Origin of the sequence: Sphingobacterium sp. DR205, assembly GCF_011064245.1 — a bacterium.
Classification (GTDB): Bacteria; Bacteroidota; Bacteroidia; order Sphingobacteriales; family Sphingobacteriaceae; genus Sphingobacterium; species Sphingobacterium athyrii.
This window is the reverse complement of record NZ_CP049333.1, coordinates 305,260-330,680: the sequence shown is the minus strand read 5'-3', so window position 1 is coordinate 330,680 and position 25,421 is coordinate 305,260. Positions and strand designations below refer to the sequence as shown.

Sequence of the window (25,421 nt, the reverse complement as noted above, 5' to 3'; positions counted from 1 at the left end):
AAATCAGCCCGTCAATTTAGGCCTTGGGCATTGATTTAAGATAAGTCGACGGAGATACCTTATAATATTTGTGGAAGTTTTTATTAAAAATACTTTGTGAACTATAGCCTACCATCGTAGCGATCTGCTGTAGGCTAAATTCATTTTGAGCCATTAACTCGGTCGCTTTCTTTAAGCGTATTTTATCGACAAGCTCCTTGGGCGAAAGCGCGGAGAGCTGCTTTATTTTGCGATAAAATGTTGGTCGACTCATTAACATATGTTCAGCAAGCTGATCTATGCCAAGTTCGGGATATTTAAAGTTTTTTTTGATATAAGCATCCAGTTTTTGTAAAAACTCGGCATCCAGTTTTGAGGGTGCCAGCATACGTACATCTTCAAAAGGTGCATGCGCAAAGTGTGTTTTTATATTCACCCTGTTTTTTAGCAGATTGTCCACCTGCAACAGTAAAAGTTCCAAAGGAAAAGGTTTTTGTACGTAAGCATCGGCGCCGACTTCAAGTCCTTCAATATGTGCGGCATAGCTGTTTTTGGAGGTAAGCAATAGTACCGGTATATGGCAATAGTTCAGATTAGATTTGATGAATTTACAGAGTTCAAAACCATCGATTCCGGGCATCATAATATCCGAGATCACCAGATCTATAATTTCGTTATCCAGGATCTGTTTTGCACTTTCACCATTTTCGGCGGTGTGTGTATGGTAATTTTCGTCCAATTCTTCGGACAGGAACTCTAGAATTTCAAGATTGTCGTCTATAATAAGTATGTGTTGTCTCATAATCAATTTATTTTTTTCCAACTGCTGAGTTCAAACTCCCTATCCTGCCGTAGTGGCAGAACCAATTCAAATACTACGATCTTACCCCCGTTTTCGACAAGCAGTAGTGTACCGTTATGCAGCTCGCTGAGTGACTTTGCGAGCGAAAGGCCGATCCCGGTTCCAAAACCAGAGCTGTTGTCGATCCTAAAAAAAGGCTCAAAAATCTTTTTTGCAAATTTTTCAGGAATGGGCCGGCTATCATTTTCAACCCGGACGCTAAATCTATTGTTTTCCGTATCAGGATCTGCCAGCTTCACATCCACGTATGTGAGGCCATATTTTATAGCGTTTGAGAGCAGATTGCTCAATATTTTGATCGTAGCTTCCCGGTCGACAAAGGCGATGACATCATCCTTGGGGTATGTACAGCTCAATAGGATATTTTTTTGGTCCGCCATCTGTTCAAAGGAGGAGACCAATTCCTTTAATAAGTCAACAATATTCGTTTTTACAAAGTTGAGCCCAAACTGATGTAATTCTGTTTTTCGAAAATCCAAAAGTTCTGCTGTCAGTTCGGTCAGTCTTATTGCATTTTTCTCCACCTGGAATAAGTTTTTTCTGACTGTATCACTATCAGTGAACTTTCGTAGCATGCGCTGTACGCGTCCCAGGATCAGCGTCAACGGGGTTTGTATTTCATGGGTAATATGCGTAAAAAATTCTATTTTAGCAGCGTAGATTTCTCGTTCCTTTTCACGCTCAAAGCGCATGAGCTTTACTGCGTTTTTTCGAAGTGTCCATCGATGGTAATAAAAACAGATCAGCGCCAGAAACAAAAGAACCAATAACGTATATAGGCAATAGGCGGAAAATGTTCTCCAGAATGGCGGGTTTATGATAATGACAAGCCTGCGTTCAATACTTGACCAGCTCCCTGTATTGCTTTTGGCCCTAACAGTGAAAATATATTCTCCGGGCTGGATATCAGTAAAGTAAGCCTTTCTATTGCTAGCAAGAATTGTTCGTTTCTGGGCCAATCCTTCCAGTATATATTCATATCTGGTGACCTCTGGAGATGCATAATTGAGCGCGGCAAATTCGATACTAAAATTATTTTGGTTATAATCTAAACAGATACTGTCGAGGTAAACTACAGCGCGTTTAATCGGGCTGTTATCTACTCGGGGATGGACCGCTTTATTGTCTATCTCAAGGCCTGTAATAAATAAAGGCGGGGGCGGTCCTGTTTTTAAAAAATCTTTGGGGTCAAAGGCGATCATCCCTTTTACTGATCCAAAGTACAAGATGCCCGTGCGGTCTTTGTAGGCCGAACTAAAATTAAACTGATCGGTGATCAATCCATTGGCTTGCTGATAATTTTTAAAAGTTCCGGTTTTGATATCCAGGCACAAAAGCCCCTTCAAGGAACTTATCCAAAGGTGCTGAAAATCATCTTCGAGCAAACTAAAATACACATTGGTTGGAAATCCCGTAGATGTATCATATCTTTTTGTTGTTGTTCGATCTTGGGCTAAACGGATCAGGCCGCCCCCTTCTGTGGCAAACCAGATTGCCCCCTGGCTATCTTCATGGATACCGTATACCGGAAATTCGGTGATGCGACCTGTTTTAACCGAGCTCCCGAATCGAATATTTCCCTGTACGCCTGACTTTGGGTGATAGTAATAGACACCATTCGACATAGTGCCCACCCAGATATACCCTTTTCTATCCTCGCGGATGGTCAGCACATAAGGCCGATCAGGAATATAGTTGATACGATCAAAAGTTTTTCTCTTGAGGTCATAGCTGAACAGTCCGGCATTTTCGTCATAAGCCGTACCGACTAATATCGTGCTATCACTTGTCTGAAAGACACTCAGAACAAAGTCGTTACCAGATTCGGCGGGTTGGCCGACAGACCTGTGCTGCTGAGCAATTAGCCCATTTCGGATATCCATAATTTCCAAGCCCCGATGAAAAGGACCTACAAGAAGGTGATCTCCGGCAGCGAGCAGACCATGGATATTGGGATAGGACAGCGCTTGTTTACCGGTCATTGGATAGCGCATAAAAAGTTGCCTCTGGGTATCATACTTATTGAGACCTGCATCTTCAGTTCCGATCCATAGATTACCCCGGTGGTCAGGAACAATCTCACGAACAGCATATCCGGATATCGAGTTTTGTCCTGCAATGGGGTAGAATTTCCTGAAACGCGCATTTTCAAGGGAGCAATAGTTGAGTCCACCAAAGAATGTGGCCAGCCAGAGCCCGCCACTTTTATCTTTGCAAATTTTATAAACTGCATTATCCGTCAGGGCATAAGGGTCATCGGCACGCTTGGCAAGATGCCGACAGCTTTTGGTATCGGGATTATAGATATACACGCCCGATTCGGTTGCGATCCAATATTCTCCATTATTTCCCTTACAGATATCCCTAACAAATAGATCGCTGTCGTCCTTTCCGTTAAGTGAAATTTTCGTTGTCGTCCGTTTATCCAGATCATAGTGTTTGAGTCCAGCCCCAAAGCAACCAATGAGCACGCCGGAATCATCAAGCGGAAAAATAGCGCTTATGGTGTTGATATTCGACTGCTTGATCGCGCTCACCGTTTTCATGGTTTTTAGAGGTGTCCCTTGAGAATCGAAAATATGCATTTCTCCCTGTTTATTTCCCGTCCACAGATTTTTAGCACTATCCAGAAATAAGGCGGTCGTCTGCATCTGATAGTTTGTGACCTTTCTTTTTTTTATGCTATATCGCCATAGCGAGGAATTGGCAATAAACCAGAGTTCATCACCATTGGCAATCACCTGTTCGATATACACCCGGGGGATCAGCTCAACTGGCGAGATCAGGTCACGAACGGTATCGTAATGGTACATCCCTTTTCCTGTACCGACCCATAGTATCCCGGACTTCCCTTCTGTCAAGGTATTGATTACGTTATTGCCGATGTTATTAAAAGGATCATTTTTATTCTCACAAAGCTTAAAATTATAGCCATCAAATCTGCATAGGCCAGCACGTGTGCCTACCCACATAAAGCCTTTGCTATCCTGTAAGATCGAGCGAACAGCATGGTGAGGAAGTCCATCCTGTGTCTGATAGTGCTTGAAATAATATTGACCATGGCAAACCACTACGCTAAACTGCAGGATCAGCCAAACTAAAAAAATAGGATAAGACATAATCTGTGTTGGCAATCGGTTCTTTCAAATATAATCAAATGTACCAAAAAATGCCAAGAGGACATGTGAGGGCATTTCCGACAGCCATAGTCTATTGAGACAAAAAAAAGGCACAGCGCGATCTAAATCAGGAATATATTGTCTAAAGTGGTGTATTTTGAGACAAAAAGACAAAAGATTGAGCTAAAAAGGAATAAAATTTTCACTTTTTTTGGAGTATTTAACATCCATTATACATGATAAAGAGAATACCCTCCGCCTTATTGTTATTCACCTTACTAATATCCTTTGTCTTAAAGGGACAAGTTTTGATAAAGAATCCTTTACCCATAGCTTTCGGTGATCCTTTTGTATTGACAGATTCCGATGGAACATATTATATGTACGGTACCGGCGGGGATGTGGTCAAAGGCTTCGGAGCCTATTCATCCACCAACCTGCACGACTGGACTTTTGAAGGTCAGGTTTATCATCACGACAATAAAAATGGCTGGGGATCAGATGCCTTTTGGGCTCCTGAGGTTTACCAAAGGGACGGACGCTACTATATGCTGTATAGCGCTCAATGGAAAGATAATCCGAACCAAGAACTGGAGAATTTCAGGATCGGTGTTGCGGTATCGGATAAGCCCACCGGGCCATTTATTGACCTCTATGACCGGCCCATTTTTGACCCCGGCTATCCAATTATTGATGCCAATCTATGGTTTGAGGACGGCCGTGTCTACCTCTATTATTCAAGATGCTGCTACAAACACCCGGTACAAAGTGAGGTGGCCACCTGGGCAAAAAATAAAGGCTGGTATGATGAGGTTGAAGAAAGCTGGGTATATGGAGTAGAAGTTAAATCCGATTTTTCGGGTATCATTGGCGAGCCTAAATTACTTTTGCGTCCGCCACTGACAATGGGTGTTTCGGACGATTGGGAGAGCAGGTCTGTCACCAGCAGGGAAGTAAATCGGAGATGGACAGAAGGTTCTTATCTCTTTAAAGAAGGCCATACCTATTATATGATGTATTCGGCGAATAATTTTGATGGTAAGAATTATGCGATCGGTTATGCGACCTCGGACAGTCCTTTAGGTCCTTTTGAAAAATTCGAAAATAATCCCATTTTACAAAAAAATGGCTCCGTGACGGGGACAGGTCACAATAGTATTGCCTATTCGCGGGATGGCAAGTATCGTTATTGCGTTTACCATGGCCGAACGGAAGCAACCGGGCATCAACGGTTGGTATTTATAGACCTTATGGAGATCGATGCCGATGGTAAACTTATTGTACATGGCCCGACATTAAAAAATTGAGATAGCATATTATCATTACCATCCGTTCAGCCAGCTATTCACCTTGTCCCGAGTTTAACCAATGCATGTAGCCGTATTGAGGGCAGGTCGCAAGAAATTCCATCAATAATTTCTGCAGCTTTTTAAAAAGCATATCAATTTTTTATAACCAAAAATTTAAATAATTTACAACTCTTTAGCTAATTAACTGGACGCTAAGTTGATTTTTTATATATTTGATATTGATCTTTAAATCTTTCGGTTTTAAGCAATATTATGACCAATAAACAACAGTCAAGAAAAAAATATCAGGGCGAGAAAAATAATAAAGAACGGACCATGGGGAAGTTAATTACTTCCGTTGGCAAAGTACTTGAAGAAAAAGGTTATTCCGGACTTACGATAGCTAATATTTCAAAGGTGGCCGGTGTCGACCGTAAGCTCATCAGTCTATACTTCGGGACGCTCGACAACTTGGTAGAAACTTACATCAAGGGCAAAGACTATTGGCTTTCCGCGACGATGAACGCTGTTGGATATTTTGGAAATGCGCCCGAGGTGGGATCGAGGGGTTTTTTAGAATCTTTATTATTAAATCAACTGGATGATTTTCTTACCAATACAGAAATGCAAAAGATTTTGGCCTGGCAGATCTGCGAGGAATCTGCGCTAATGTCTGAGATTTCGCAGGAACGGGAAAAGATGAGCGCTCTTTTCTTTGCCTTTGCAGATAAAGAGCTTCAAGGTAAGGATCTCGACCTCAGGGCTGTTGTTACTATTCTGGTTGCAGGCATCTATTATATTGTTCTCCACTCGGCACATACAAAAAGTACCGTCTGTGAGATCGATATCTCCACCCCCGAAGGGCTGAACAGGATCAAAGCTTCGATCAAGAACATTTTAGGGTGGGCCTATAACTCGGTCGAAGAGCCTGCCGGATAAGCAAACCGTATATGCTCAGCATAATTCCAGAAATTCATAAGAGGACATAGCAGAAAATGGTGTTATATATGCTATTCTTTTTCAGCGCTATATTCGCTAATGAATTCGCCGGCTGCACGATCCTCCAGACGGGCGACGACCTTGAATGCGCTATATATCTGATCGACTGAATATTGATGCTCCTCTAAAGTTTCAAAAAATACTTCATTCAACGTTTTTATCATTCTTTCAATCTGATCGTAGGATTGCAGTGTTGTCATTGTAAATCTTATGCCTGAATGGTTTTTGGATACAGCGGGAAATACGCCGATGTTCAACAAAAATCCGCGCTTGATCATTTTTTCCATGATACTATATGCCAGCTCGGCCCTCGATGTACCAACGAAGAATATCCCCGAATCAAAATTCGAAATTAATGGCAAAGAGGTTGCTTTAAATAATGAGTTTGCGTATTTTATCCTATTTGCCAGTTCAGTTTGCAGCACATATATTTCGTCCGTTAAATGGATCTTTGCAGCGGCAACTGCAGCACCTAAGGTCGCTGGCTGCAAAGGACCGGAGGAATTGAACGGAGCCCCGCAGGCGCGCACCCTTCTGGCGATCTCCTTATTCGGGAAAACCAAAATACCTCCGCCTGTAGCAAAGGCCTTGGCCATCGATGAGGCGACAATCATCCGCTCGTGTATCGTATGGTTACTAAGTATATATCCTTTTCCGTTTTTGCCCAATATACTCATACTGTGTGCATCGTCGATATACGTATGAAATGCGGGAAAGGAGTCCAACAAATTAAAGATCTCATCTGCAGGACAGCGATCACCGAACATGGAATACACTCCATCGGCAAAATACCAAACCCTTTTATACGTTTTTTGGAGTATTTCGATACGTTCCTTCAGCACATCTAAGCGGTTATGCCGGAGGACTTCAAAGTGAATCGGCCAATTTGCCCTAAATACATTTATACCACTTAACACGGAATTATGCAGTTGCTGATCAGCGATAACAGCATCCTCCGGATCCAGAATCACAGGTATGGCAGCCAAGTGTGCGAGTGTTGTCGTAGGGGCAACAATTGTAGGAGCTTCAAAAATCCTGCTCATCAACTCTTCCAATTCCCGGTATAAATCGATGGACACGTATGCCCTCGATTCGGAAAACTGTACACCATATTTTTCTACCGCTGCTATCGCAGCAATTTTTAGACGCTCATCATGCTCCAGTCCAAGATAACTACAAGAGGTAAAGTTCACTAATTCGGAGTCATTGACACGGATGAGGTTGTCGGTTGTCAGATTACCTTCCTGGGTCAAATGAAGTATACCTCTTCTCACACCTTCAGAAATGCTCTGGTCAATAGCGCTCATAAAATTATGGTGGTTCATGCCTTTGGATTTTATATTTAAGTTATTTATTAAAGTTATCAAATTTCTCCTAAATAGTAAAGCAATTTCTCGTTATCTGACAAAGATATTATGTGAACATCAACATTCTATAGCCGGCGATATGGAATTGCTGCGCTGAATTAAGTTTTTGTAGATAACAGCAATATCGAAACGTTTTCCCCCTTTGGGCTTATTTCAAAAAAAACGGATAACATTGCTGTTATCCGTTTTTCCTTATCACAAAAAAACACTTGTTTTTACAAACCGTTCAACCAATTATTCACCTCATCCTGTGTCTTTCCGGTCTTCTTCTGAAGTTTACCGACCAACTCATCTTCTTTGCCTTCTGCATACAGTAAATCATCATCCGTAAGATCTGCATATTGCTGTTTTACTTTGCCTTTGATTTCATTCCAACGGCCTTTCCAAGTTAATTCGCTCATAATTATTTTCCTTTCGTTGTTTATGAATAGAACAGTCTGAAACCAGAATCGTTTAAAAGAAATTGTTATAAAATGTTAAATTAGATAAGCAGCGCATTTGCAGTCATTTTATTGTTTGCGCCTAAATATCCGGTTTAAAATACGGCTTAACGAGAAACTCACAAGCGTTCCGACCAATGCCGTCAGTGCGCCGTTAATCAGGTCGCCTACTGAAAAAGAAACCCAGATACCACAGAGTGTACCACCGATTGCCGATAGTCTTATATCACTAAGTTTCATTGATCGCTCCTTTCTCTGTCGGGTTCGCCCTTTGTCTATCATGCGCCTGTTCCCCTTTCTGTCCATTCTTATCTTCCGAGCCTGTTTCATCCGTCTCCCCTTCACTGATCACCTGATCATCTTCGTTTATGACCGATTCAATGATCCCCAGCCCTAGCGCAAGATACCGTACTATATTCAATGCCTTTCCGGGCAGCTTTATCGGTGCTGCGAGTACTAGTCCCAGCACCTTTCCTATTTTATTGACTATTTTTTTCATCTGTATAAATTATTTATTAGTTTCTTTTCCAGGCATTAGTCATGTTCCCTCCAGTCAGCCTATTTTCGATGGACAGGATGACCTTGCCGCTTTTTACATGGTCGATCAACACTTGATATAAATTCAGGTAAGCCTCCTGTGATTGATATACTTCATAGTCCTCGCGGTTCTTGTCTCTATGGAAGTAAGTTCCCACCAGCAGGCAGCCGGCCGTATCCGCATGCGTATTGCCGATATGAATATAGATATTGCTAAAAGCCGGGACATCCCGTATCTCGATCATCCCCTGATGCATATCCGGGAAACGCCTCTTATAAGCGGTATTCATCCCGCCCCAATAGTTAATCCCGAGACGGTACCTCCCGGCCGGAATACAAGTCTGTCCTTTGATTTTATGATCACGTATCCTGTCTTCGAGGACATAACATTGAAACAGGCCATCTATATACAATTCAGACAGGGTACTATTTTTCCCCTGTCTGACTCTTTTGAGCAGCATATTCATTAGCGCACCAAGATATTAGCCGAATCACTCCAGTCGCCTACCCCTTGGGTATTAATTGCACGCACCTGCACTTCGTAGAATTTGCCCACTTCCAGTGGAGCGATAATATTGCTCCGGGACGAAGTCGTCGTAAACCGATCTCCCCATTCGACCGGAATATCCGTTCGTATGCGATAGCGATATTCGTAGATGGTCGCTATCTTTTGAGGTGCAAAATCCAGCTTCACCTGTCCGGACTGTCGTCCGTCCGAGAGCCGCACATTATCCACTTTGAGCGGCACCTGATTGGCAAAGGAGGTGCTATTGGTCGGGAATCCCGAACTCAGTAAGGTAGAGAGATGACCTTGGGCCACCGAATTGACGTAGTATCCCAGCTGCTGCATCACCACAATAAGCGGGCTGCGGCTCTCATCTTTGCGGGCGGTATCTTCGGGTGAACCACGCTTGCGTGCAATGGCCAGCTTGGCCGTGAAATCATCCAGCAAAATCTGTATATCCGCCAGTGCGGGTGTCGGTGCCGTGTACTTGGCGTTGTCGGTCATTGCGCCGATAATTGTATTGCAGCTGATGACCAGTTCATCGTCTTTCATTTTTCCAAATCCGATCAAGGCTTTCATTTTTGTTGCCATATTTGTTCTATTTATTAACCTGCACATGCTATTTGGCAGAGTCAGTTAAAAATCTGTTTATTAACGATTAAATATTCCTCGCGAGATCATTTAATGAGACAAACATAGTATGGGAACGGACCGAAAATGAAGTTTTGACCTGGATTGAGCTTAATTGAGCCCATTTGAGCCAACCTGATCGGAAAGGCGTCAGAAAGTGATGATTTTGCGCTGTGACTGCTCAGTTTGGCGCAGTAAAATAGGGATTCCGTCACCCGGAATATTCGCACAGTCCCGGGACTGACACGAGCAGTCCGGTAAAAAGTCCATTTGCCCGAGCGGGGAAATGAAACAGACCAGTGTTTGTTCAAACTTTCCGGGTGACTGAACAGCAAATTCCCCCGACTGTACCAACCAGTCAGGGGGAATTTCTATTCAGTCCACTGACTGTTCGTTTTCCCCAAGCGGAAAAAACGAACGGTCAATCATTTGTTTCACACTTTTGGCCGGTAAGATCACAAAGTCACAGCGCGAAGTCACCGATCCTTAGCGCGAAATCCAACCGGTGCCGTACTGAAGTTATATTTTCCCCTTGAGCCGGCTTCTTTCGAGCGCCTCGGTTAGATCTTCTTCAAAGTAGCGATCGTCCCCGGTCAGAGTCATCGGATTGAGCAATCCCTCCTGCACACGGCGCTTGTAGGTCGAGACGCTGATACCAAGGTATGCAGTCACCTCGGCATGCGTCCAGAGTTTACGCTCGCGCAGTGGCTTTTGTTCTACTTTCTTTACTTTAAGGATAATAATCAGGGTCGCCAGCAGGCGGTATATCGCCCCTAAAATTTCAATCAATTTTTCTATACGATCTATTAATGTATGTAAGAATATACTTAGGTTCATGGTCTATGGGTTTAAGGCCATCGACGCACAGGTAGGGTTATTTATTTCCATGGACAAAAAAATCTATTAATTTCATTTCAAGGTCTGCCAAGCCCTGCGAAAAAAGGGAAATACCCACGGATGGTGAAGGTTTATAATTACCTAAAGTTACACATTTTTCTGATCTATCTGCGTATTGTCCATGCTATGCTGATTAAAAGAGACCGAAACCGTAAATACGGATTCATCATTAGACACCGTAAGGACGGCATGCTGCGGATTCAGTAACCGCAGCTGGCGCTCAATTCGCTGTAGCGTTGTATTGTGGCTGACCTTACCAGCAACCGCTATTGCTGCGATCCGGTTGGAAACCAGAACGGTCACCATATTATCTTGTGATTTGGTGATCACTATTCGTATGGGATACTTCTTTATGGATGTCTCACCGTATTGCAATGCATTTTCGACCAGGTTGAACAACAGCATTTTGGGAATCCTATAAGCTCCGTCCGATAGATCCTCCACTTGTAGCGAAATTGAATGTCCCTTTATAAATTCATACATACTTACCAATTTATCGACCATTTCCATTTCCCTCCTTAAGTCTAACCATGTATCATGATTATTCATATATACGTTGGCTATTTTACCTAGTATACCTACAGCGAGCAATGCATTTGCTGGTGATTTGCGGATCAAAGCCCGGATCGTAGCCATACTATTTGTTATAAAATGAGGATTGAGATCTTTTGTCAGGGCAATTAATTCCCAATTTATGGCTAGATGTTCGATTTCATTCAGCCGCTGCTGCGCTTCTCGATAGGCTAACCACTTATCAACACCAAACTGCCAGCTATACATAAAGAAAGCTACCAGTACGGGCGGAATGATTAAAAATATCACGGGCCAGAAATTTTCAATCTCCCATTTTCCCGGTGTCCATTTCAATGCACCCGTAGACAGGCTAATCAAGATTGGAATAGAACAAAAAAACAGAAAAAGCAGCATGACGAAAGTAATCAGCAGCCAGGCATTATACCGGGACCATATAAATAGTCTGGGGAGTATCAGGTGCCTAACCACCACATATATTATACCGGTCAGGGCCAAGGCAGTCAATTGATCCCGCCAATCCTGAAATGCTGCAGGTATGATCAGGAAGATATAAGCCAGCGAAAAGACAATTGCAGTACTGAGTACGATATTTTTGAGCCAAGTAAGCATAAATTGTTTTCTTGCTGGCATGACCTTACAATTTGTGGCTAATATCCATCATCATCAATCTTCTTTTGAGTTCATCAGCACGTGATTTTGAAACAGATAGAAATTTTGACCCGACAGAGACTCCTTCCAGGCCCACTTTTTTAACATAGTTTAAATTAATGAATACAGACTGATCCATCCGGACAAATCTCGGATCTTGCTGGAGTAGATCATCCATGTCCATCATCCTTTTGTTGAGCACCCCCAGCAAGACAAACTGATCATTTGGTCTAAGCGCGTAAAAATGAATGTAATTTCCTGTTTTTTTCAAATAAGCAATTTCCGCAAGTGCGACCGGAACTTTTTCATATACCCTTTTATTTTCTGGATGCTTCCGCATTGGAGGACCATTCTTTCGTGCAAGATGCAATTCGCTTTTGGGGTCAACAAAATCCAGAAAGATCGTCGGTTCGGGCTTGAGGTCGCGATCAGTGCTACTGGTAGGGACTTTACTTTTTAAATGCTTTACTAAGTCAAGCAGTTCATCCGCTTCAACAGGTTTTGACAAAAGACCATCAACATGCACTTTGTGTCCGTCCAGCGCATATTCTTTCGCAAAACCGGTGACGAAAACAAAGTGCGAACAATAATTACGGAGCCTCTTAATCGCATCCAAGCCCGAACAGTCCGGCATCTCAATATCACAGAATATAATATAAACTTTCTCGTCCTTCTTAAAAAAATACACTTCTGCATCTCTTACCGAAGTAAATTTTCCTTTTATCTGAAATAAGCCAAGCTCTTCCAATACGGCGGCTGTATCCTCCAGCGCACCATATAGATCATCGATTATAACCACGGGAAATTTGCTCATAATAGGTTTATGTTGATTGATGACAAAAATAGTTATAGCCGTAAAATAAATAATTACAGCCGACATAAACAAATAGTTAACCCAAAGTTATCCCTTGATTTCACCAATTTAAAGAAATAAACAAAAAAATACTTACATCATGAAACCATTCAAGTTATCCATTTATCTACTTAGCGTAGGCCTGTTTTTTGCCATTGACCTTATCCCTACTTCCACCATGTCTGTGCAGGACAGATCCAGCACAAATTACATACACCTGAAAGCGGTGGACAGTCCCATTCAAGATGGACTGTCTACCCGATTATTCTTTCCCTCCTCGCCCAAAGAACAGTTTATAAAACAATTAAAATAGCAAATAGCAGTTACACGCCACTAAAACCTATGTTAAGACTGATTTTTGCCCTAGGCTGTGCCATACATATCTGTATGGCATCAGCCTACAACCTACGGATCATTTTTAAACTTCCTGATCATTTGCCAGAAATATTCGGGTTCGCTTATCTATATCAGGACCTCGCAGGACTGAGTGGAGGCTATACTTTCTATGGTCCCAGTGTAGGCATGCAGATACAGCTTGAATATATCCAATATCAAAAGGGTAACGCAACGCTGCTGAGCGAACCGCGCATACAAAGTACGACCGGAATGCTCCGGTTCAACAGTTACCTGCAACTGGGTTCATCATTCGTTGACGGCAGTCAGTCTTATCTACAGGATCAGGCGCGTACATCAATCAGCAATCTAACAGGCGGTCTGTCCGATATTATGGCTGCCGACAGCATTTCATGTCGTTTAATAACGAAATATATACCAGCATTAGTCCAAAAAGGTGAGCCGCACTTTTCATCCCAGTACATTATTCTTTTTGAGTATATCAAAAATTAAGGTTATGAACAAGGGAGAACAACTAAGCGCCGATACGATCCTACCTATTATGTCCAGGGGACTGGGGCTGCTATTGGCCATAGATATGTGGCGGTTATGGCCGGACCTCAGTATGCTATTTGGCCAGGGTACATTCCTTGACGAGGAGAGCATTTCATCGCAGCAAAGGCCAGATACAGTATCCATCCACACCCTGATTGCCAATTTACCGGAATACACACTAGCCAGCCTAGAATGGATCCATTTCTTTGGCCTGCTATACATCATCTGTGGGTTAGCCTTGTTTTTTGACCACTATCGCAAAGTCGCCATGCTGGGGCTCATTATATTGCATTATCTTTTTTTTATCGCCAACTATACCTGGAGCTACGGAGCAGATTATCTCGCACAGACAGGCTTATTTTTCAGTGTCATTTTCTGCTTTTTCCGCAGCCGTTGGCTACCTAACGAAAAGTGGGCCGCGCTCGGTACAAAGCTCTTCCGGTGGCAGCTTACATTCGTGTATTTTTTTGCCGGCCTGGGTAAAGCCGTTGGCCCCACTTGGTGGAATGGCGAAGCCATGTGGAAAGCCCTTCAGCAGCCCTTGAGCCCCGCTTTGGTTACTATCCCCCAGTCAGCCCAGCAATTTACCGCTCTTTGGGTAGGGCTGGGAATCGCTACCCTGCTTTTAGAATTGGGATATGGATTGCTATGGATCAAAGGCCGAGTCCGTATCTATATCAGTACCGGCATTATTTTAATGCATCTGGGTATCGCACTGACCATGGGGTTGGTCCATTTTTCATGTCTGATGATCTGGTACAACCTCTGTGCCTGGGATCATCCCCTCTTACACCGCATTGCCAAGCCAGTTATAAAACTGCTTGAGACCGCCGAGCCAACGTTACAGGTGCGAACGGCGACAGCGGATCTCGATACAAGGGAAGGAGGTAATAACAAACACGTTAAATAACCAACAGCCAATTATTTATGAAAAAAACATTCCATTTTAAGCTGCCGGAGGTTGGCACATTTTCTGATCAGGTAAAAGCCTTTTTGCCCAAGCTGGCCGATTCAGCGCTACAGCGGTATGAGGATTCAGGCATTCAGCTTGTCGAAGAATACATTGACTATCATAGCGTCATTTTTTACCGGTTGCAGGCCCATGTGCAAGTACCCCACAGGCTTTCCATTGAAACGTGTAAAGCAGATTACCACCTGCTGTACAATCTCCATTCGCCTACCGAGATCATACTTGAGCAATCATCAGGTAACAGTCTCGCAAAGCTTCCCTCTGTATGCAGCAGCTATATCTATATTCCCAATGGGGCGCTCCATACCGACCTAGGCCCCGGCGAGTATCTGGTATATGGCGTTTTGGTCGACATAGGCTATATACGGTCCGTCCTATACCAGGAGCGCCATTTTCTATCAGCATTCAGATCCGCCCATTTACGGGATAAAGATCGATTTTATCAGAGTGCCATCTGGCCTATCAAAGAGCGGACCCGCTACCAGCTGTCCCGGATTGAAACGCGTTTTTTCAAGTATCATAAGGACAACGAAGCCCTGGCGGTCAAGCTCGTCTATGACCTGTACGATATTGCCATTTACAAAAATTTTGAGGAGCATGAAAAGATCAGTCCGGATGAGCTACTGGCAGAATGCGCCCTACAGCTGATCAGCGATCAGGTACTGCAAACCTTTAGTTGCTGTTCGATCCAGGCCGTTGCCAATGCGCTGGAGACGGACATCAGTAAACTGGGCAAAGTCTACAAGTCGACGTACGGTGAAACGCCAAAGCAGACCTGGAATAAACTCTTGATCCAAAAGGCCAAAGATTTGTTGCTCATGGGGTATCCTGTCAAAGAGGTTTCCAATTATTGTGGTTATGGGCATCAGCAAAATTTCTCAACTTTTTTCCAGAAGCAGACAGGAGTCGCTCCGGGGGACTACTGTACCGATAAAAATGAGGGTGACCGATAGCTATTGATCGAAAAATCATACAATGGCCTACCGAAAAGTCATACATCCATGGAAGATTGCTGCCCTAACTTTGGTATAAGATACAGATCGGCTGGGCTCGGGCAGTACCGGCCGGTCAATAGGAAAAACTCCACGACCGATTCAGGAGGATAATAAGGATAGGTAAATTTTTTAAAATTATAAACATAGAAACATGAACAAAGTAGTAAAAAGAATCACCGGCACCATGAGTATTGGTGTTATGACATTAGGAATTTCGCTAAGTGCGAATGCCCAAAGTATTAAAAGTGAAAAAGAGGTTAAAGGTGAGAACGAGGTAAAGACAAGCAAAGAAACGAAGGTTGTACGAGCAAATCAGACATGGTATTTTACTGGAACTTCGAGTGATAATCCGACAACTCCAAGTCTTTATACGACAACGCCGCATTCTGATGGCTGCCCCACTCCATTACAACGAATTTGTACTATTGAGGCTCCGGATAATGGCAGCGGACAACCGGATATGTCAGCTCCGGTATTGCCGGGTAAGACAGTTGCTGATCAAATCAACGATGCTAAGAACTCTCTAAACACATCAAGTCCACAAACAAATGAAACAGTTAGCAGTTTCCGAAAAAATTAAATGCCAAACAAATAGGGCTATCCACCTTGGACGGCCCTATTCTATTTTAGATGCATTTTTCAGCCCGTACATTCAGTCTACTTCAACCATTGAAATTATCTTTATCTCAGGTTCTGAGGAATCTGGCTTTGGAGAATAACTTCTTGAGGTATGGGGAGACAAAACCTAGGATCATTAGGAGGTAATACAAAAAGTTTCATCTCCCCATTGACAAGCAAATCGCGCTTCAAGACTATCCCCCTATTATCCAAGGCATTTAATCGTCTAATGTCCATCCATCTCACCCCTCTCATCAGCATCTCTTTCCTCCTTTCATCCAAAATTAAAGTTAACAGTTTCTGTTTGTTACTTTCCAATTGAATACCATATGATTTATCCTTCCAGCGATTTGACAGCAGCTGATCCAAATAGTTTGCCGCTTCTTCTATTGCGCCTCTCCTGGTCAAGCATTCAGCTTTAGTCAGATAAAGCTCTGGCGTAGCAAAACCGCCAAAGTAAGATACCGCGGTATTGGCATAATATCCTCTGAATGATATTTGGTTTGATGAATTCACCGAAAAAAACAATGATTTCCTTAAGTCTAAGGCATCGTACATGGCATACAAGTCATTGCTTATAAAGGAATAATCAGGATAAATCAATTGATAGCTTTGTCCAGTTTCGGCATAATATATAAGCTCAGGATTCTTAGTATTAAATGGCTGCGCGCTCTCAGCGGCTACAGTTTTGTAATCCAAAAGATCGTCCGTAATTCTCAGGGCTTTATCGGTAAATGACTCTGCCGAAAGGTAATCACCCATCGCCAGATAAGTTCGCGCCAAGGCCATAAAGGCCGCAGCTTTGCTTGGTCTTGATATGAATTTGCTTCTGTTATCCAGGTTATCTGCTGCTTTTTTAAGGTCATCAATAATTTGCTGATAGGTATCATTAAGATTACTACGCTGGATTTTTTCTGCCAAGTCTGCTTCAAATTTTAAGGGCAGGCCAAGTTCCTGATTTGCCGTAAGCGAATTATAGGGTTGACAAAAAATCTGGGCAAGTAAAAACAGTTGATATCCTCTTATGAAGTGTGCTTCACCATACAGTTCTTGATAAAGTTGCGGGTTAGTATTTGGCACTTTCTCTAACGCGTTCAACACTGCATTCGCCATCATAATCGCTTTATATGGCGTGATCCACGATGCCAAATCCGTTGCATTCAAATCTGCGCTCCAAATATAGATCTCCTGCAGATATGGAGGGACGATACCATATTGGTCAGCGGAGACATAATAATCATCTGTCCCTGTTTCCAATAACCCAGGTAGGTTTCTATTGAGATCACCTTCATTGTCAAGCAGTGCTCTCAGGTCATTCAATGTTTCGGCCACCGAAACCGAATAGTCAGCTTTTTCTTCTAAATATTTACCACATGATATTGTGCATAGCAGGCATATACTACAAAGAAGTAATCGAAAAATGTAAAATGATTTTTTCATATTAAAATTGCATATTTAATCCAACAGAATATGTTCTGGCAGGAGGCATAAATGAATAGTCCGGATCCAAAGGCGTATTCGCTTTTTTCCAGAGGATGCCGAGATTATAAGCATTCAGATTCAAGCGCATATTTTTGAGATAGCGTATATTTTTAATTTTTAAATCATAGCTAAACTGCACATCCTGTAAGCGGATTAAATCACCTTTCAAAATATTCGGTTCCGCATTGGCATAAAAACTATCACGCGAAGAATTAGCCGGATAGATCAAGGATGGAACAGTAGTCTTCAATTCGTCACCAGGCTGTTGCCATCTCAGATCATAATCAGCATGAGTTGCCCAAGAATTAAAAAGATTAGCATACATTATCGTAGATTTTTGAAAATAATGTCCTCCTTTATACAGGATGTTGAATGAGAATCCAAAATCTTTGTATTGCAATGCGTGTCTAAATGAACCATAAAATACGGGTAGTCCCGTGCCATAATAACGTAGTTCATGATTAGGTACATTTAATAATTTGCTATAATCTTTCGAAGTCCCATTATCCAATATTCCAAGAGGATCACCTGTCAGCCCATCTAGACCTTCAAATTTATAGGCAAAAACAGGATACAGGCTGTATCCCTCCATAGGGCGATTTGTTGTTCCTGAATTCGATACGAGAGCAGGCGAAGTATACTTGCCGCCATTGTACGTATCTACGTTATTCTTATTATATGAAAACAGGAATTGTCCATTCCATTTAAAATCCCCACGTGAAATCTGGCTGCCCAACTGAAAATCGACACCTTTAGAGCTCAATTTACCTACATTCCTTTCTAAATTTGTAAAGCCATGCGTTGGGTCGATATTATCTGCAGCAAGTAAATCTGTTGAGACCTTCTTATAATATTCGAGGGAAAACGTCAACTTTTGTCTCCACAGCGAGAAAGAGAGCCCGTAATTTGTCTGTTGCACCTGCTCCCATTTTAGCTTCGAATTCGCTAATGAACTGACGCGAGCATAGGGCTGATTAGCGATCCAGTATGAAACTGCCTTTGCATTAGAAATTAACGGATAGAGAGCGGTATTACCCCCAACATTTCCGCCAAAACCATAGGTAAATGACACTTTCATATTATCCAGGAATGTTAAATCCGCCAAAAAATGCTCCTTGTTTACGAGCCATGAACCTCCAACAGACCATAACGGATTCCATCGGTTATTGGTTTGTTTACCAAAATTATTAGACGCATCCTGCCTGGCTGAAGCACTTAAGATATAGCGATCCATCAAGGTATAGGCTCCATTAAAATACAAGGAAATAAAACGATTGTTTCTTTTACTAAACTGGTCGAGATAAGGAATATTTTGTAAACCAAAATAATTCCGATAAGTCTGCAGTGAATTCGAATAGTTAACGGGGCGTGACAACTGTGTATTCGGATCAAAACCATATACACGCGAACCTTTGGTATCTGCTAATCGATCAGAAAGCTCTCCGCCAAATAGAAACACCAAGTCATGTAGCCCCCATTTTTTGAAATAGTCGACTTGCACCCTTGCCTTATGGCTAGTCATCTGGCCAATATTAAAATCGACAATTTGTCCTTTAGGCAAACTATTTACAAACTTCCCTGCGTCTTGAACCGTAAATTTATTATATAGATCTCTAAAATAATATGCGCTTTCTGTATAGATCGTTTTATTATCGGCCGTTTCATTTTCATAATTATATAATGCCGAAAGCCTCCATCCATTTCCTATTATATAATTAAACTGCATATCAAATGCTATATATTTAGCATCTCTGTCCACCTGAATAGCATCTGCTTCCTGCAAAGGCCTGAAAGTCCAATCCAAAAGGTTTCCATTGCCTACAGTGTCGAGAAATACGGGATTATATTGATAAGCAATCGGCAGCGCTGTGCCATCATCTGTAAACAATGAAGCATAAGGATACAAGTTTGATTTTCCACCCGAGATGCTAATCGGGTAGCTAGGGTTATAGCCCCGATTCTTTCCTAAGGTTTTGGTATAAGTAAGACCGGGCGTGATATTGAGCTTTTCCCCTATTTTGAGCTGGGTACTCCATCGCAAATTCAATTGATCTGTCTGGTTTCCCTTTGCTGCCGGAAGAGTCTTTTTATATCCTAATGCTATTCGTGTCAGCGCTTTTTCAGTTCCAAAACTATAGCCCATATTCAATTGATTATTCACTGCCATGCGATAGAAGCCATCCTGCAACTGGTTTCTATAATCTGTCTTTCGATATTGATCAATGGCTTTGGAAGCCTCTTCCTGAGATATTTCGCCTTTAGCAACACGATTTAACAATAATACAACGGGAGAGAACACAATATTCCTGTTATTTACATTTTGAAGTGATGCTTTATAGAAGCCTTTTTCAAACAACATCATTTCGACATCAATAAAATCGCTGCTATTCATCGTTGGTTGATAGGCAACATTTGGTTTTTGTGTGAGCGAATAATCCCATGATACATCCAACTTATTAGCAAGATTTGGCTTTTTGAGATTAATCACAATGACACCATTACCAGCTCTTGCCCCATAAATAGAGGTTGCAGCAGCATCTTTCAAAATGGAAATTGATGCTACTTCATTTGGGTTTATACTGTTAATATCACCTTCAAAGGGAAAATTATCTACGACAATCAATGGTTTGGACAATATTGAACTGAACGAACCCAATCCGCGGATATTGAGCTGTGCGTTTCCCGACCTATTGTCATACTGAAGGCCGGTCGCAAGTCCTTCCATTTGCTGCAATACATTCCAGGAAGTTCTCTTTGTCAGCAGTTCCCTATCCAACTGCACGATACTGCCAGTAGCGCTTTCTTTCGGCAACCATTGATAGCCCGTATTGACCAATACTTCTTGCAGCACATTTGTCTTATTCTTTAATTTAAACTTCGTACTACTATCAATTTTATAAATGACCGTGTCAAGATGCTGGTATGATTGGTGTTTAATCACAATTGATATAGGAAGAACATTAACAGGTATACTGAATTGACCATATTGATCCGAACTCGTCATTGAATTATTTTGTTTTGCGAGAATGGTTGCATTGGGAATCGCATTTCCCGTTTCGTCGCTAATAATTCCCTTAAGAATGTCCTGCGCACTTACCCCCAATGGCAAGCAAAACAACAATACGAAATACCATTTCATAATCGTTCTCCTTCCTCTTTAGATGAAATAGGAAAGCGGTCATCCAACAGGTTCATTCCAGTTATTGTACGTATTGCTCCGTCCTTGTTAATCCACACATACATAGGGTATGTAAATGAATCAAACAGATCATACAGGTAGTTATCATAAATAATAGATTCAAAGTCGTCCATTCCAAAATCCCGGTATCTTTCCATTCTATAGAATTTTTTGAACGCTTCGATATTGTCCCAGTTTGGAAGGTTATTGACCATTATTACGTTTAGACGATCTTTGTATCTTTTTTTCGCTTTTGCGATTTCCTTCTGATCAAGTAAACAGCTCCTGCAGCCTAAGTACCAAAAATCCAACACTAATATTTTTCCCTTATATTTTTCTAGCGTTGCTGAGACAGTATCTCCATTACGAAAGAAGAGATGTTTCCGAGACCAAAAGTCCTTAGGCACATCATTGCCTACACGTAGCACCTCTTTTTTAGGCTTAGACCCATCGGCCCCGCTATCCTTGCGGGGCGTCTGAGCCGATAAACTAAACATAGAAAACCATAGAATAGATAGTAGGGCACTATACAGTTTGATTGTCTTCGGATTGGGCAAGACCTCTCCTGCCCCAAAAAAATTTTTCATTTTTTTAAGTGTTTAAAGAGTGACCAAAAACACATAGCTCGCCCTTCCGACTTAAATCAGTTTTTCCAGGTTCCTAAGCCTTGCTTAGGTCACTCCAGTAAATAAATAGAACTATTAATAGGTTCTCAGATGCGGAGCTTGACAATTACAGGTTATTTGATAGAGACGATACCGCATCAGTTGGGAAAATGAAAAACCGACCTATTGTATAGTAAATCTATATTTATTTTTTCTAAAATCTTTGCTTATGAATTGCAAAATCCGTACTTTTAGGCTGCTAAGAATAAAAGAAACAGGGATAGTCCAATTGTCGGGCATTTATCTTGAAAAAAACAGGTCGGCAAAACCAACAATGTTAATGCAATAAGTAGACCTTACAGTTTTTTTTATGCACATTCCGGCACCGTATTGGTATCGGTCGTTGTTGATTTTTAATCTTGTTTGATACTACTCCGGAGGGCAGAATTTGTTCTTGATCAACCGGCTAACTGCATGTTGACGACAATGATCCTTGATCTGTCGTTGCGATGATGAATGTGTTTTTGACTCTACTTGTTTCATAATTTAATAGCATTGGAGTTATTAAAAGAGTCTTGAGAGAAGTATAGAGTTCAACCTCTAAAATATATAGAAGAGGAAGGCCCACTATTTTCTACCGTCATCGTGGTACGACCAAGCACCATAGCACAGTTTCCAATAGGGGACCTTCCCCTTTTTTGTAAAAATACAAAAATTGAGGGGATCCGGAAACCCTACGTCTTGTGCTTCTGAATTTTGGTCGTTTTCGATGACAAGACTCAATCATTTTATTGATCTATACAAAGATACAAAACAAAAACAAAAACAACAACAAATGTTGCACTTTTTAAATAGCAAAATTCATAATGGCTGAACATCTCGATTCTACAGATTTTAAAGATAAATTAGAAAGGATTCTAATAGAAGAAAATAAACATAATGAATTATCAAATGTTAAGGATCGCATTGATTCAATAATAGGTGATCGAAAATTTGTTACCGGACGAGTCTTTTATACAGTCGCGCAAATTGTTAATATAGAAATTGAAAGCCTTTGCAATAAAGTATTTAATGATAATAAATTTAATTTAGTGATTGATTTTTCAAAAGCCAAAACTAAGTTACAAGCTTTTATTATGATTTATGCAAATTCAAACAATCATATCTCTCGAGCATCAGGAATAGAAAAATCTAGGTTTAGTAGACTTCAGAATGGAGAGGTTCAAGAGATATATGCTGATGAAGTATATGCTCTAGCCAAATCATTCAACATATCGCCTAGCTTACTTTTCGAATATTTGTATGGTGAAAACAAAGAATTGCTGTTAAAGCTGCAACTAATCGATCCTACCAAAGAAAAATAACTGGGATAATCTCCAAAATTTATATTTTTTTGATATTTAAATATTTGCCACTTAATTAGTTATGCCGGTTAAAAGAAAACCAACGCGTAGCTTGACTCCTGAGTTACATCTGGAGGCTTTATTTTTTTATCCGCCAGGGAGCCTGATCCTTCCAATTTGGAGGAAAACCTAGATTCCTTTCATCCATTGCATGCGATTCAATAAGAGTTTCAAGTTTATCAATAAAAGAATTATGAGGATTAAAAGTCAACAATAATTGATTTATAGCTATTATGGCACCATAAATATTACTATTAGATGCTTCAGGAATTTCACCATCGATCTTATGATCCCTACGTGAAGGAAAAATCAATTTGTTTGCAGTAAATTTTCTATTCCATAATCTAGAATGATGAGCACAAACATTGCGTACATCGTTCAGAAAAAGTAACCAATTAACAAGGGTTTTCCCAGAGGGTAGTTTAAATGCTGTAGCAATCGAATTTTTAGTATTGTCATTTTTAAGACAAGTATATAATTTAATTAACTTACCAAATGATAATGTTTCAAAATACATATTTTCAGGAGGGTAAGTTTCATCCGTATATTTTAACTTAAATGCTTTCAAAAATTGCTCTTTTGGCTTCTCAAAATCCATAATTACTGACTCTAAAACATAGGAATGATAGCTTAAAACTTCACTTCCATCATCTCTCAAATCTTTTTTATCCAGAAAATTCCCCGGATGCACGTACCAGTAAAAACCCTTGAGTTCAGAATATGCATTAAGTATACGTGTTCTTAGACACACTTCAACGCGTTCCAAATACTCCAGGAATATGCACCTTAGCTTTTTGTCGAAGGTATATAGATTTATAATATCACTAAATGTAGTTCCTTCATAAAATTTCGATGCATTGCCCTTATCTTGAAGATGGAACATATAACCGCTTAGACGATAATAACTAACGCTTCCCAAATACCTTTTTGCTCTATCGGTATCATCAATAGTCAATCCACGATCAATTAATATCTTTAAATGCTCATCTATAGTACAAGCTTTCTTGGTGTATTTCATAAAATTAGGCAAAAAAAAACCTCGCAAGATGCGCTTGAGACAGAGGCGTGCGAGGGTATAACGAAACAAATATACTAATAAAGCAATATATTCCAAAATATATAAAAATAATTTTAAACAATTTTAACAACATTGCTTTCAAAGCCTTTGAGCTAAGTATTCCAGCTAGACTCAAGGCTAATAAACTTTTCAACTACTTTTACGGCGATGGCCCACGCCCAATGATTGGTATTGTTCCTTCCAAGTAAACTCTGTTGCTGATATTACATATTTAACAGAAAAGCCTTTACAAGCTTTGATATTAAATATTTATCCTTAAATTAGTTATGCTGGTTAAAGTAAAACGAACTTCTAGCTAAGCCTCCTGAGTTACATTTGGAGGCTTTATTATTAATGATTTTTTTGAATACTTCTGTGACAGTAACAAAGACCAACTATAAGATATGTTACCCTCTGCTGATGATATAAAATAAAAAGATTACCATTATGACACTCCAAATTCTTTAGCTAAATTTGGGTTAGATGCTTATATCGTAAAAGTATATCCGCGAACTCATACTAAATACCCACTTTATATTGGAGACCAGATGTATTGGATGGACAAATTTGATAAAAATAAACGAAATAGGAATGGGGTAAAATTTCCAAAGGGATTTGTTGAGATTATTCTGTAATCGTTAATTGAAGGTAAAATGAAAAATATAGAATTATATAAATTGATGGACCTTGTTGATGAAATCAAGAAAATTGATGCCATTATTCTATTACACAAAAATGTAGAAAGTAACGAATTTATGGCTTCACAATATGAAGCAAAGAAAGTAAAATTAATGGCTCAGCTCATAGATGCCCTTGCTGCTCCCAAGGTCCAATCCGAACAGAGCTTTTCTTTGATTCAAATGTTACTGTCAAAATTTTATCCAAATAAAGTTGACAAGCAAGCTTTTAAAGAAACCGGTCTTGATGACTTAATCGCCGTAATTTAGCTTTGCTAGTCTTTAAAGGCACTTCTTATCATCTCTTCGACTACTTGTATGGCGAAGGTGAACGTCCAGTAATTGGATTAAGCTAAGACCCAAATTGAGAAAATAAACATCAAAAAACACCTATTATTCTGTTGAAATATACTAACCTCTGGCGGCGTGACTTAATCTATTAGTGCTTTATTATTACTGATAAGGTTTTTCTCATAATATAGTTCTAAAAAGTGCTCCTCTCGTATACCTTGAGGAAAGGAGAGTTTTCAAGACTCCCCAGTTTAAAATGAAAAAAGCCGCTCCCCCCCGGAAATGGCTTCAAAAAATTATAAATTTAAAACTACTTTATTACAGTTTTATGCTCCCTTGAAATACTTCTCAACGTCATGCTTGGCCATACCAAGCTTCTGGCAGATCTCTGCAATAGTAAAACCTAGCTCCCTAAGTATTTCAATCTTACCCTCAATCTTGCCCTTTTGAATTCCTTTTTTTTCAGCTTTATCTAATAAATATTCTTGAGTGCCCATAGTATCGCTCCTTCCTATTTTTGTTTTTATTTCGTCTTCAAATATACTCAAAACTTCCTCATTATCAAAACTTACGTAGTAAGTTAGAAACCGTTATGAGC

25 protein-coding genes are annotated in these 25,421 nt (G+C 40.7%); 9 read left to right on the top strand and 16 right to left on the bottom strand.

Features of this window, described 5'->3' with window-relative positions; translation table 11 throughout:
* Positions 1-16: 16 nt before the first annotated feature.
* Positions 17-781, bottom strand: coding sequence for a response regulator (locus tag G6053_RS01445; RefSeq protein WP_165305341.1), 765 nt, complete (start codon positions 779-781; stop codon positions 17-19).
* A 2-nt stretch (positions 782-783) separates the two neighbouring features.
* Positions 784-3,960, bottom strand: a complete 3,177-nt coding sequence (locus G6053_RS01440; RefSeq protein ID WP_165305340.1) for a sensor histidine kinase — start codon at positions 3,958-3,960, stop codon at positions 784-786.
* Between the two features lie 236 nt (positions 3,961-4,196).
* Between G6053_RS01440 and G6053_RS01435 the strand changes: the two genes are divergently transcribed.
* Positions 4,197-5,267, top strand: coding sequence for a glycoside hydrolase family 43 protein (locus G6053_RS01435; RefSeq protein ID WP_165305339.1), 1,071 nt, complete (start codon positions 4,197-4,199; stop codon positions 5,265-5,267).
* Between the two features lie 255 nt (positions 5,268-5,522).
* Positions 5,523-6,188 carry a TetR/AcrR family transcriptional regulator gene (locus G6053_RS01430; protein ID WP_165305338.1) on the top strand — a complete coding sequence of 222 codons (666 nt, stop codon included), beginning with the start codon at positions 5,523-5,525 and terminating at the stop codon, positions 6,186-6,188.
* 71 nt (positions 6,189-6,259) lie between these two features.
* Here the strand turns inward: G6053_RS01430 and G6053_RS01425 are convergent, their stop codons facing one another.
* The 9 genes from G6053_RS01425 to G6053_RS01385 all read right to left on the bottom strand — a co-directional run bounded on the left by G6053_RS01425 (position 6,260) and on the right by G6053_RS01385 (position 12,620).
* Positions 6,260-7,573: an aminotransferase class I/II-fold pyridoxal phosphate-dependent enzyme gene (locus G6053_RS01425; protein WP_165305337.1), complete on the bottom strand. Its 1,314-nt coding sequence runs from the start codon at positions 7,571-7,573 to the stop codon at positions 6,260-6,262.
* 257 nt (positions 7,574-7,830) lie between these two features.
* Positions 7,831-8,016: a CsbD family protein gene (locus G6053_RS01420; protein WP_108635218.1), complete on the bottom strand. Its 186-nt coding sequence runs from the start codon at positions 8,014-8,016 to the stop codon at positions 7,831-7,833.
* A gap of 108 nt (positions 8,017-8,124) precedes the next feature.
* Positions 8,125-8,295 (bottom strand): hypothetical protein, encoded by a 171-nt coding sequence (locus tag G6053_RS01415; RefSeq protein WP_165305336.1) that lies wholly within the window; start codon positions 8,293-8,295, stop codon positions 8,125-8,127.
* Positions 8,285-8,554, bottom strand: a complete 270-nt coding sequence (locus tag G6053_RS01410) for a hypothetical protein (protein ID WP_165305335.1) — start codon at positions 8,552-8,554, stop codon at positions 8,285-8,287. The genes G6053_RS01415 and G6053_RS01410 overlap by 11 nt, the downstream gene beginning before the upstream one ends.
* Before the next feature lie 16 nt (positions 8,555-8,570).
* Positions 8,571-9,059, bottom strand: a complete 489-nt coding sequence (locus G6053_RS01405) for a DUF5675 family protein (protein ID WP_165305334.1) — start codon at positions 9,057-9,059, stop codon at positions 8,571-8,573.
* Positions 9,059-9,715, bottom strand: a complete 657-nt coding sequence (locus tag G6053_RS01400) for a fibronectin type III domain-containing protein (protein ID WP_165305333.1) — start codon at positions 9,713-9,715, stop codon at positions 9,059-9,061. Before G6053_RS01400 ends, G6053_RS01405 begins: the two co-directional genes overlap by 1 nt.
* A gap of 531 nt (positions 9,716-10,246) precedes the next feature.
* Positions 10,247-10,564, bottom strand: a complete 318-nt coding sequence (locus tag G6053_RS01395) for a hypothetical protein (RefSeq protein ID WP_108635222.1) — start codon at positions 10,562-10,564, stop codon at positions 10,247-10,249.
* A gap of 147 nt (positions 10,565-10,711) precedes the next feature.
* Entirely contained in the window at positions 10,712-11,788 is a 1,077-nt protein-coding gene (locus G6053_RS01390; protein ID WP_165305332.1) for a histidine kinase, read from the bottom strand.
* Between the two features lie 4 nt (positions 11,789-11,792).
* On the bottom strand, positions 11,793-12,620 hold the full coding sequence (locus G6053_RS01385; protein ID WP_165305331.1) for a response regulator: 828 nt from the start codon (positions 12,618-12,620) through the stop codon (positions 11,793-11,795).
* 139 nt (positions 12,621-12,759) lie between these two features.
* Between G6053_RS01385 and G6053_RS01380 the strand changes: the two genes are divergently transcribed.
* The 5 genes from G6053_RS01380 (at position 12,760) to G6053_RS01360 (ending at position 16,092) form a co-directional block, all read left to right on the top strand.
* On the top strand, positions 12,760-12,972 hold the full coding sequence (locus G6053_RS01380) for a hypothetical protein (protein WP_108635225.1): 213 nt from the start codon (positions 12,760-12,762) through the stop codon (positions 12,970-12,972).
* Positions 12,973-13,001: 29 nt separating this feature from the next.
* Positions 13,002-13,505 carry a hypothetical protein gene (locus G6053_RS01375; RefSeq protein ID WP_165305330.1) on the top strand — a complete coding sequence of 168 codons (504 nt, stop codon included), beginning with the start codon at positions 13,002-13,004 and terminating at the stop codon, positions 13,503-13,505.
* A 4-nt stretch (positions 13,506-13,509) separates the two neighbouring features.
* A complete protein-coding gene (locus G6053_RS01370) occupies positions 13,510-14,457 on the top strand; it encodes a hypothetical protein (RefSeq protein ID WP_165305329.1) in 948 nt (315 codons plus the stop codon).
* A 17-nt stretch (positions 14,458-14,474) separates the two neighbouring features.
* Entirely contained in the window at positions 14,475-15,470 is a 996-nt protein-coding gene (locus tag G6053_RS01365; protein ID WP_165305328.1) for a helix-turn-helix transcriptional regulator, read from the top strand.
* A gap of 193 nt (positions 15,471-15,663) precedes the next feature.
* The gene (locus tag G6053_RS01360) at positions 15,664-16,092 is read left to right on the top strand and encodes a hypothetical protein (protein ID WP_165305327.1); all 429 of its coding nucleotides are present in this window, start codon (positions 15,664-15,666) and stop codon (positions 16,090-16,092) included.
* Between the two features lie 101 nt (positions 16,093-16,193).
* Here G6053_RS01360 and G6053_RS01355 read toward each other — a convergent pair whose 3' ends face one another.
* The 3 genes from G6053_RS01355 to G6053_RS01345 are packed head-to-tail and all read right to left on the bottom strand — an operon-like array spanning position 16,194 to position 21,377.
* The gene (locus tag G6053_RS01355; RefSeq protein ID WP_165305326.1) at positions 16,194-17,570 is read right to left on the bottom strand and encodes a RagB/SusD family nutrient uptake outer membrane protein; all 1,377 of its coding nucleotides are present in this window, start codon (positions 17,568-17,570) and stop codon (positions 16,194-16,196) included.
* A gap of 1 nt (position 17,571) precedes the next feature.
* A complete protein-coding gene (locus G6053_RS01350) occupies positions 17,572-20,751 on the bottom strand; it encodes a SusC/RagA family TonB-linked outer membrane protein (RefSeq protein WP_165305325.1) in 3,180 nt (1,059 codons plus the stop codon).
* Positions 20,748-21,377 carry a redoxin domain-containing protein gene (locus tag G6053_RS01345; RefSeq protein WP_165305324.1) on the bottom strand — a complete coding sequence of 210 codons (630 nt, stop codon included), beginning with the start codon at positions 21,375-21,377 and terminating at the stop codon, positions 20,748-20,750. Before G6053_RS01345 ends, G6053_RS01350 begins: the two co-directional genes overlap by 4 nt.
* An 884-nt stretch (positions 21,378-22,261) precedes the next feature.
* Between G6053_RS01345 and G6053_RS01340 the strand changes: the two genes are divergently transcribed.
* The gene (locus G6053_RS01340; protein ID WP_165305323.1) at positions 22,262-22,759 is read left to right on the top strand and encodes a helix-turn-helix transcriptional regulator; all 498 of its coding nucleotides are present in this window, start codon (positions 22,262-22,264) and stop codon (positions 22,757-22,759) included.
* A 118-nt stretch (positions 22,760-22,877) separates the two neighbouring features.
* On the opposite strand, the gene G6053_RS01335 is transcribed toward G6053_RS01340, so the two are convergent.
* Positions 22,878-23,816: an Abi family protein gene (locus tag G6053_RS01335; RefSeq protein ID WP_165305322.1), complete on the bottom strand. Its 939-nt coding sequence runs from the start codon at positions 23,814-23,816 to the stop codon at positions 22,878-22,880.
* A 692-nt stretch (positions 23,817-24,508) separates the two neighbouring features.
* Between G6053_RS01335 and G6053_RS01330 the strand changes: the two genes are divergently transcribed.
* Positions 24,509-24,802, top strand: coding sequence for a hypothetical protein (locus tag G6053_RS01330; protein ID WP_165305321.1), 294 nt, complete (start codon positions 24,509-24,511; stop codon positions 24,800-24,802).
* Between the two features lie 347 nt (positions 24,803-25,149).
* On the opposite strand, the gene G6053_RS01325 is transcribed toward G6053_RS01330, so the two are convergent.
* Entirely contained in the window at positions 25,150-25,371 is a 222-nt protein-coding gene (locus tag G6053_RS01325; protein WP_165305320.1) for a hypothetical protein, read from the bottom strand.
* Positions 25,372-25,421 lie beyond the last annotated feature (50 nt).

Excerpts from the sequence above, each read along its gene's own strand:
- G6053_RS01445 (WP_165305341.1), bottom strand. The coding sequence starts at position 781 with ATGAGACAACACATACTTATTATAGACGACAATCTTGAAATTCTAGAG.
- G6053_RS01440 (WP_165305340.1), bottom strand. The coding sequence starts at position 3,960 with ATGTCTTATCCTATTTTTTTAGTTTGGCTGATCCTGCAGTTTAGCGTA.
- G6053_RS01435 (WP_165305339.1), top strand. The coding sequence starts at position 4,197 with ATGATAAAGAGAATACCCTCCGCCTTATTGTTATTCACCTTACTAATA.
- G6053_RS01430 (WP_165305338.1), top strand. The coding sequence starts at position 5,523 with ATGACCAATAAACAACAGTCAAGAAAAAAATATCAGGGCGAGAAAAAT.
- G6053_RS01425 (WP_165305337.1), bottom strand. The coding sequence starts at position 7,573 with ATGAACCACCATAATTTTATGAGCGCTATTGACCAGAGCATTTCTGAA.
- G6053_RS01420 (WP_108635218.1), bottom strand. The coding sequence starts at position 8,016 with ATGAGCGAATTAACTTGGAAAGGCCGTTGGAATGAAATCAAAGGCAAA.
- G6053_RS01415 (WP_165305336.1), bottom strand. The coding sequence starts at position 8,295 with ATGAAACTTAGTGATATAAGACTATCGGCAATCGGTGGTACACTCTGT.
- G6053_RS01410 (WP_165305335.1), bottom strand. The coding sequence starts at position 8,554 with ATGAAAAAAATAGTCAATAAAATAGGAAAGGTGCTGGGACTAGTACTC.
- G6053_RS01405 (WP_165305334.1), bottom strand. The coding sequence starts at position 9,059 with ATGAATATGCTGCTCAAAAGAGTCAGACAGGGGAAAAATAGTACCCTG.
- G6053_RS01400 (WP_165305333.1), bottom strand. The coding sequence starts at position 9,715 with ATGTGCAGGTTAATAAATAGAACAAATATGGCAACAAAAATGAAAGCC.
- G6053_RS01395 (WP_108635222.1), bottom strand. The coding sequence starts at position 10,564 with ATGAACCTAAGTATATTCTTACATACATTAATAGATCGTATAGAAAAA.
- G6053_RS01390 (WP_165305332.1), bottom strand. The coding sequence starts at position 11,788 with ATGCCAGCAAGAAAACAATTTATGCTTACTTGGCTCAAAAATATCGTA.
- G6053_RS01385 (WP_165305331.1), bottom strand. The coding sequence starts at position 12,620 with ATGAGCAAATTTCCCGTGGTTATAATCGATGATCTATATGGTGCGCTG.
- G6053_RS01380 (WP_108635225.1), top strand. The coding sequence starts at position 12,760 with ATGAAACCATTCAAGTTATCCATTTATCTACTTAGCGTAGGCCTGTTT.
- G6053_RS01375 (WP_165305330.1), top strand. The coding sequence starts at position 13,002 with ATGTTAAGACTGATTTTTGCCCTAGGCTGTGCCATACATATCTGTATG.
- G6053_RS01370 (WP_165305329.1), top strand. The coding sequence starts at position 13,510 with ATGAACAAGGGAGAACAACTAAGCGCCGATACGATCCTACCTATTATG.
- G6053_RS01365 (WP_165305328.1), top strand. The coding sequence starts at position 14,475 with ATGAAAAAAACATTCCATTTTAAGCTGCCGGAGGTTGGCACATTTTCT.
- G6053_RS01360 (WP_165305327.1), top strand. The coding sequence starts at position 15,664 with ATGAACAAAGTAGTAAAAAGAATCACCGGCACCATGAGTATTGGTGTT.
- G6053_RS01355 (WP_165305326.1), bottom strand. The coding sequence starts at position 17,570 with ATGAAAAAATCATTTTACATTTTTCGATTACTTCTTTGTAGTATATGC.
- G6053_RS01350 (WP_165305325.1), bottom strand. The coding sequence starts at position 20,751 with ATGAAATGGTATTTCGTATTGTTGTTTTGCTTGCCATTGGGGGTAAGT.
- G6053_RS01345 (WP_165305324.1), bottom strand. The coding sequence starts at position 21,377 with ATGAAAAATTTTTTTGGGGCAGGAGAGGTCTTGCCCAATCCGAAGACA.
- G6053_RS01340 (WP_165305323.1), top strand. The coding sequence starts at position 22,262 with ATGGCTGAACATCTCGATTCTACAGATTTTAAAGATAAATTAGAAAGG.
- G6053_RS01335 (WP_165305322.1), bottom strand. The coding sequence starts at position 23,816 with ATGAAATACACCAAGAAAGCTTGTACTATAGATGAGCATTTAAAGATA.
- G6053_RS01330 (WP_165305321.1), top strand. The coding sequence starts at position 24,509 with ATGAAAAATATAGAATTATATAAATTGATGGACCTTGTTGATGAAATC.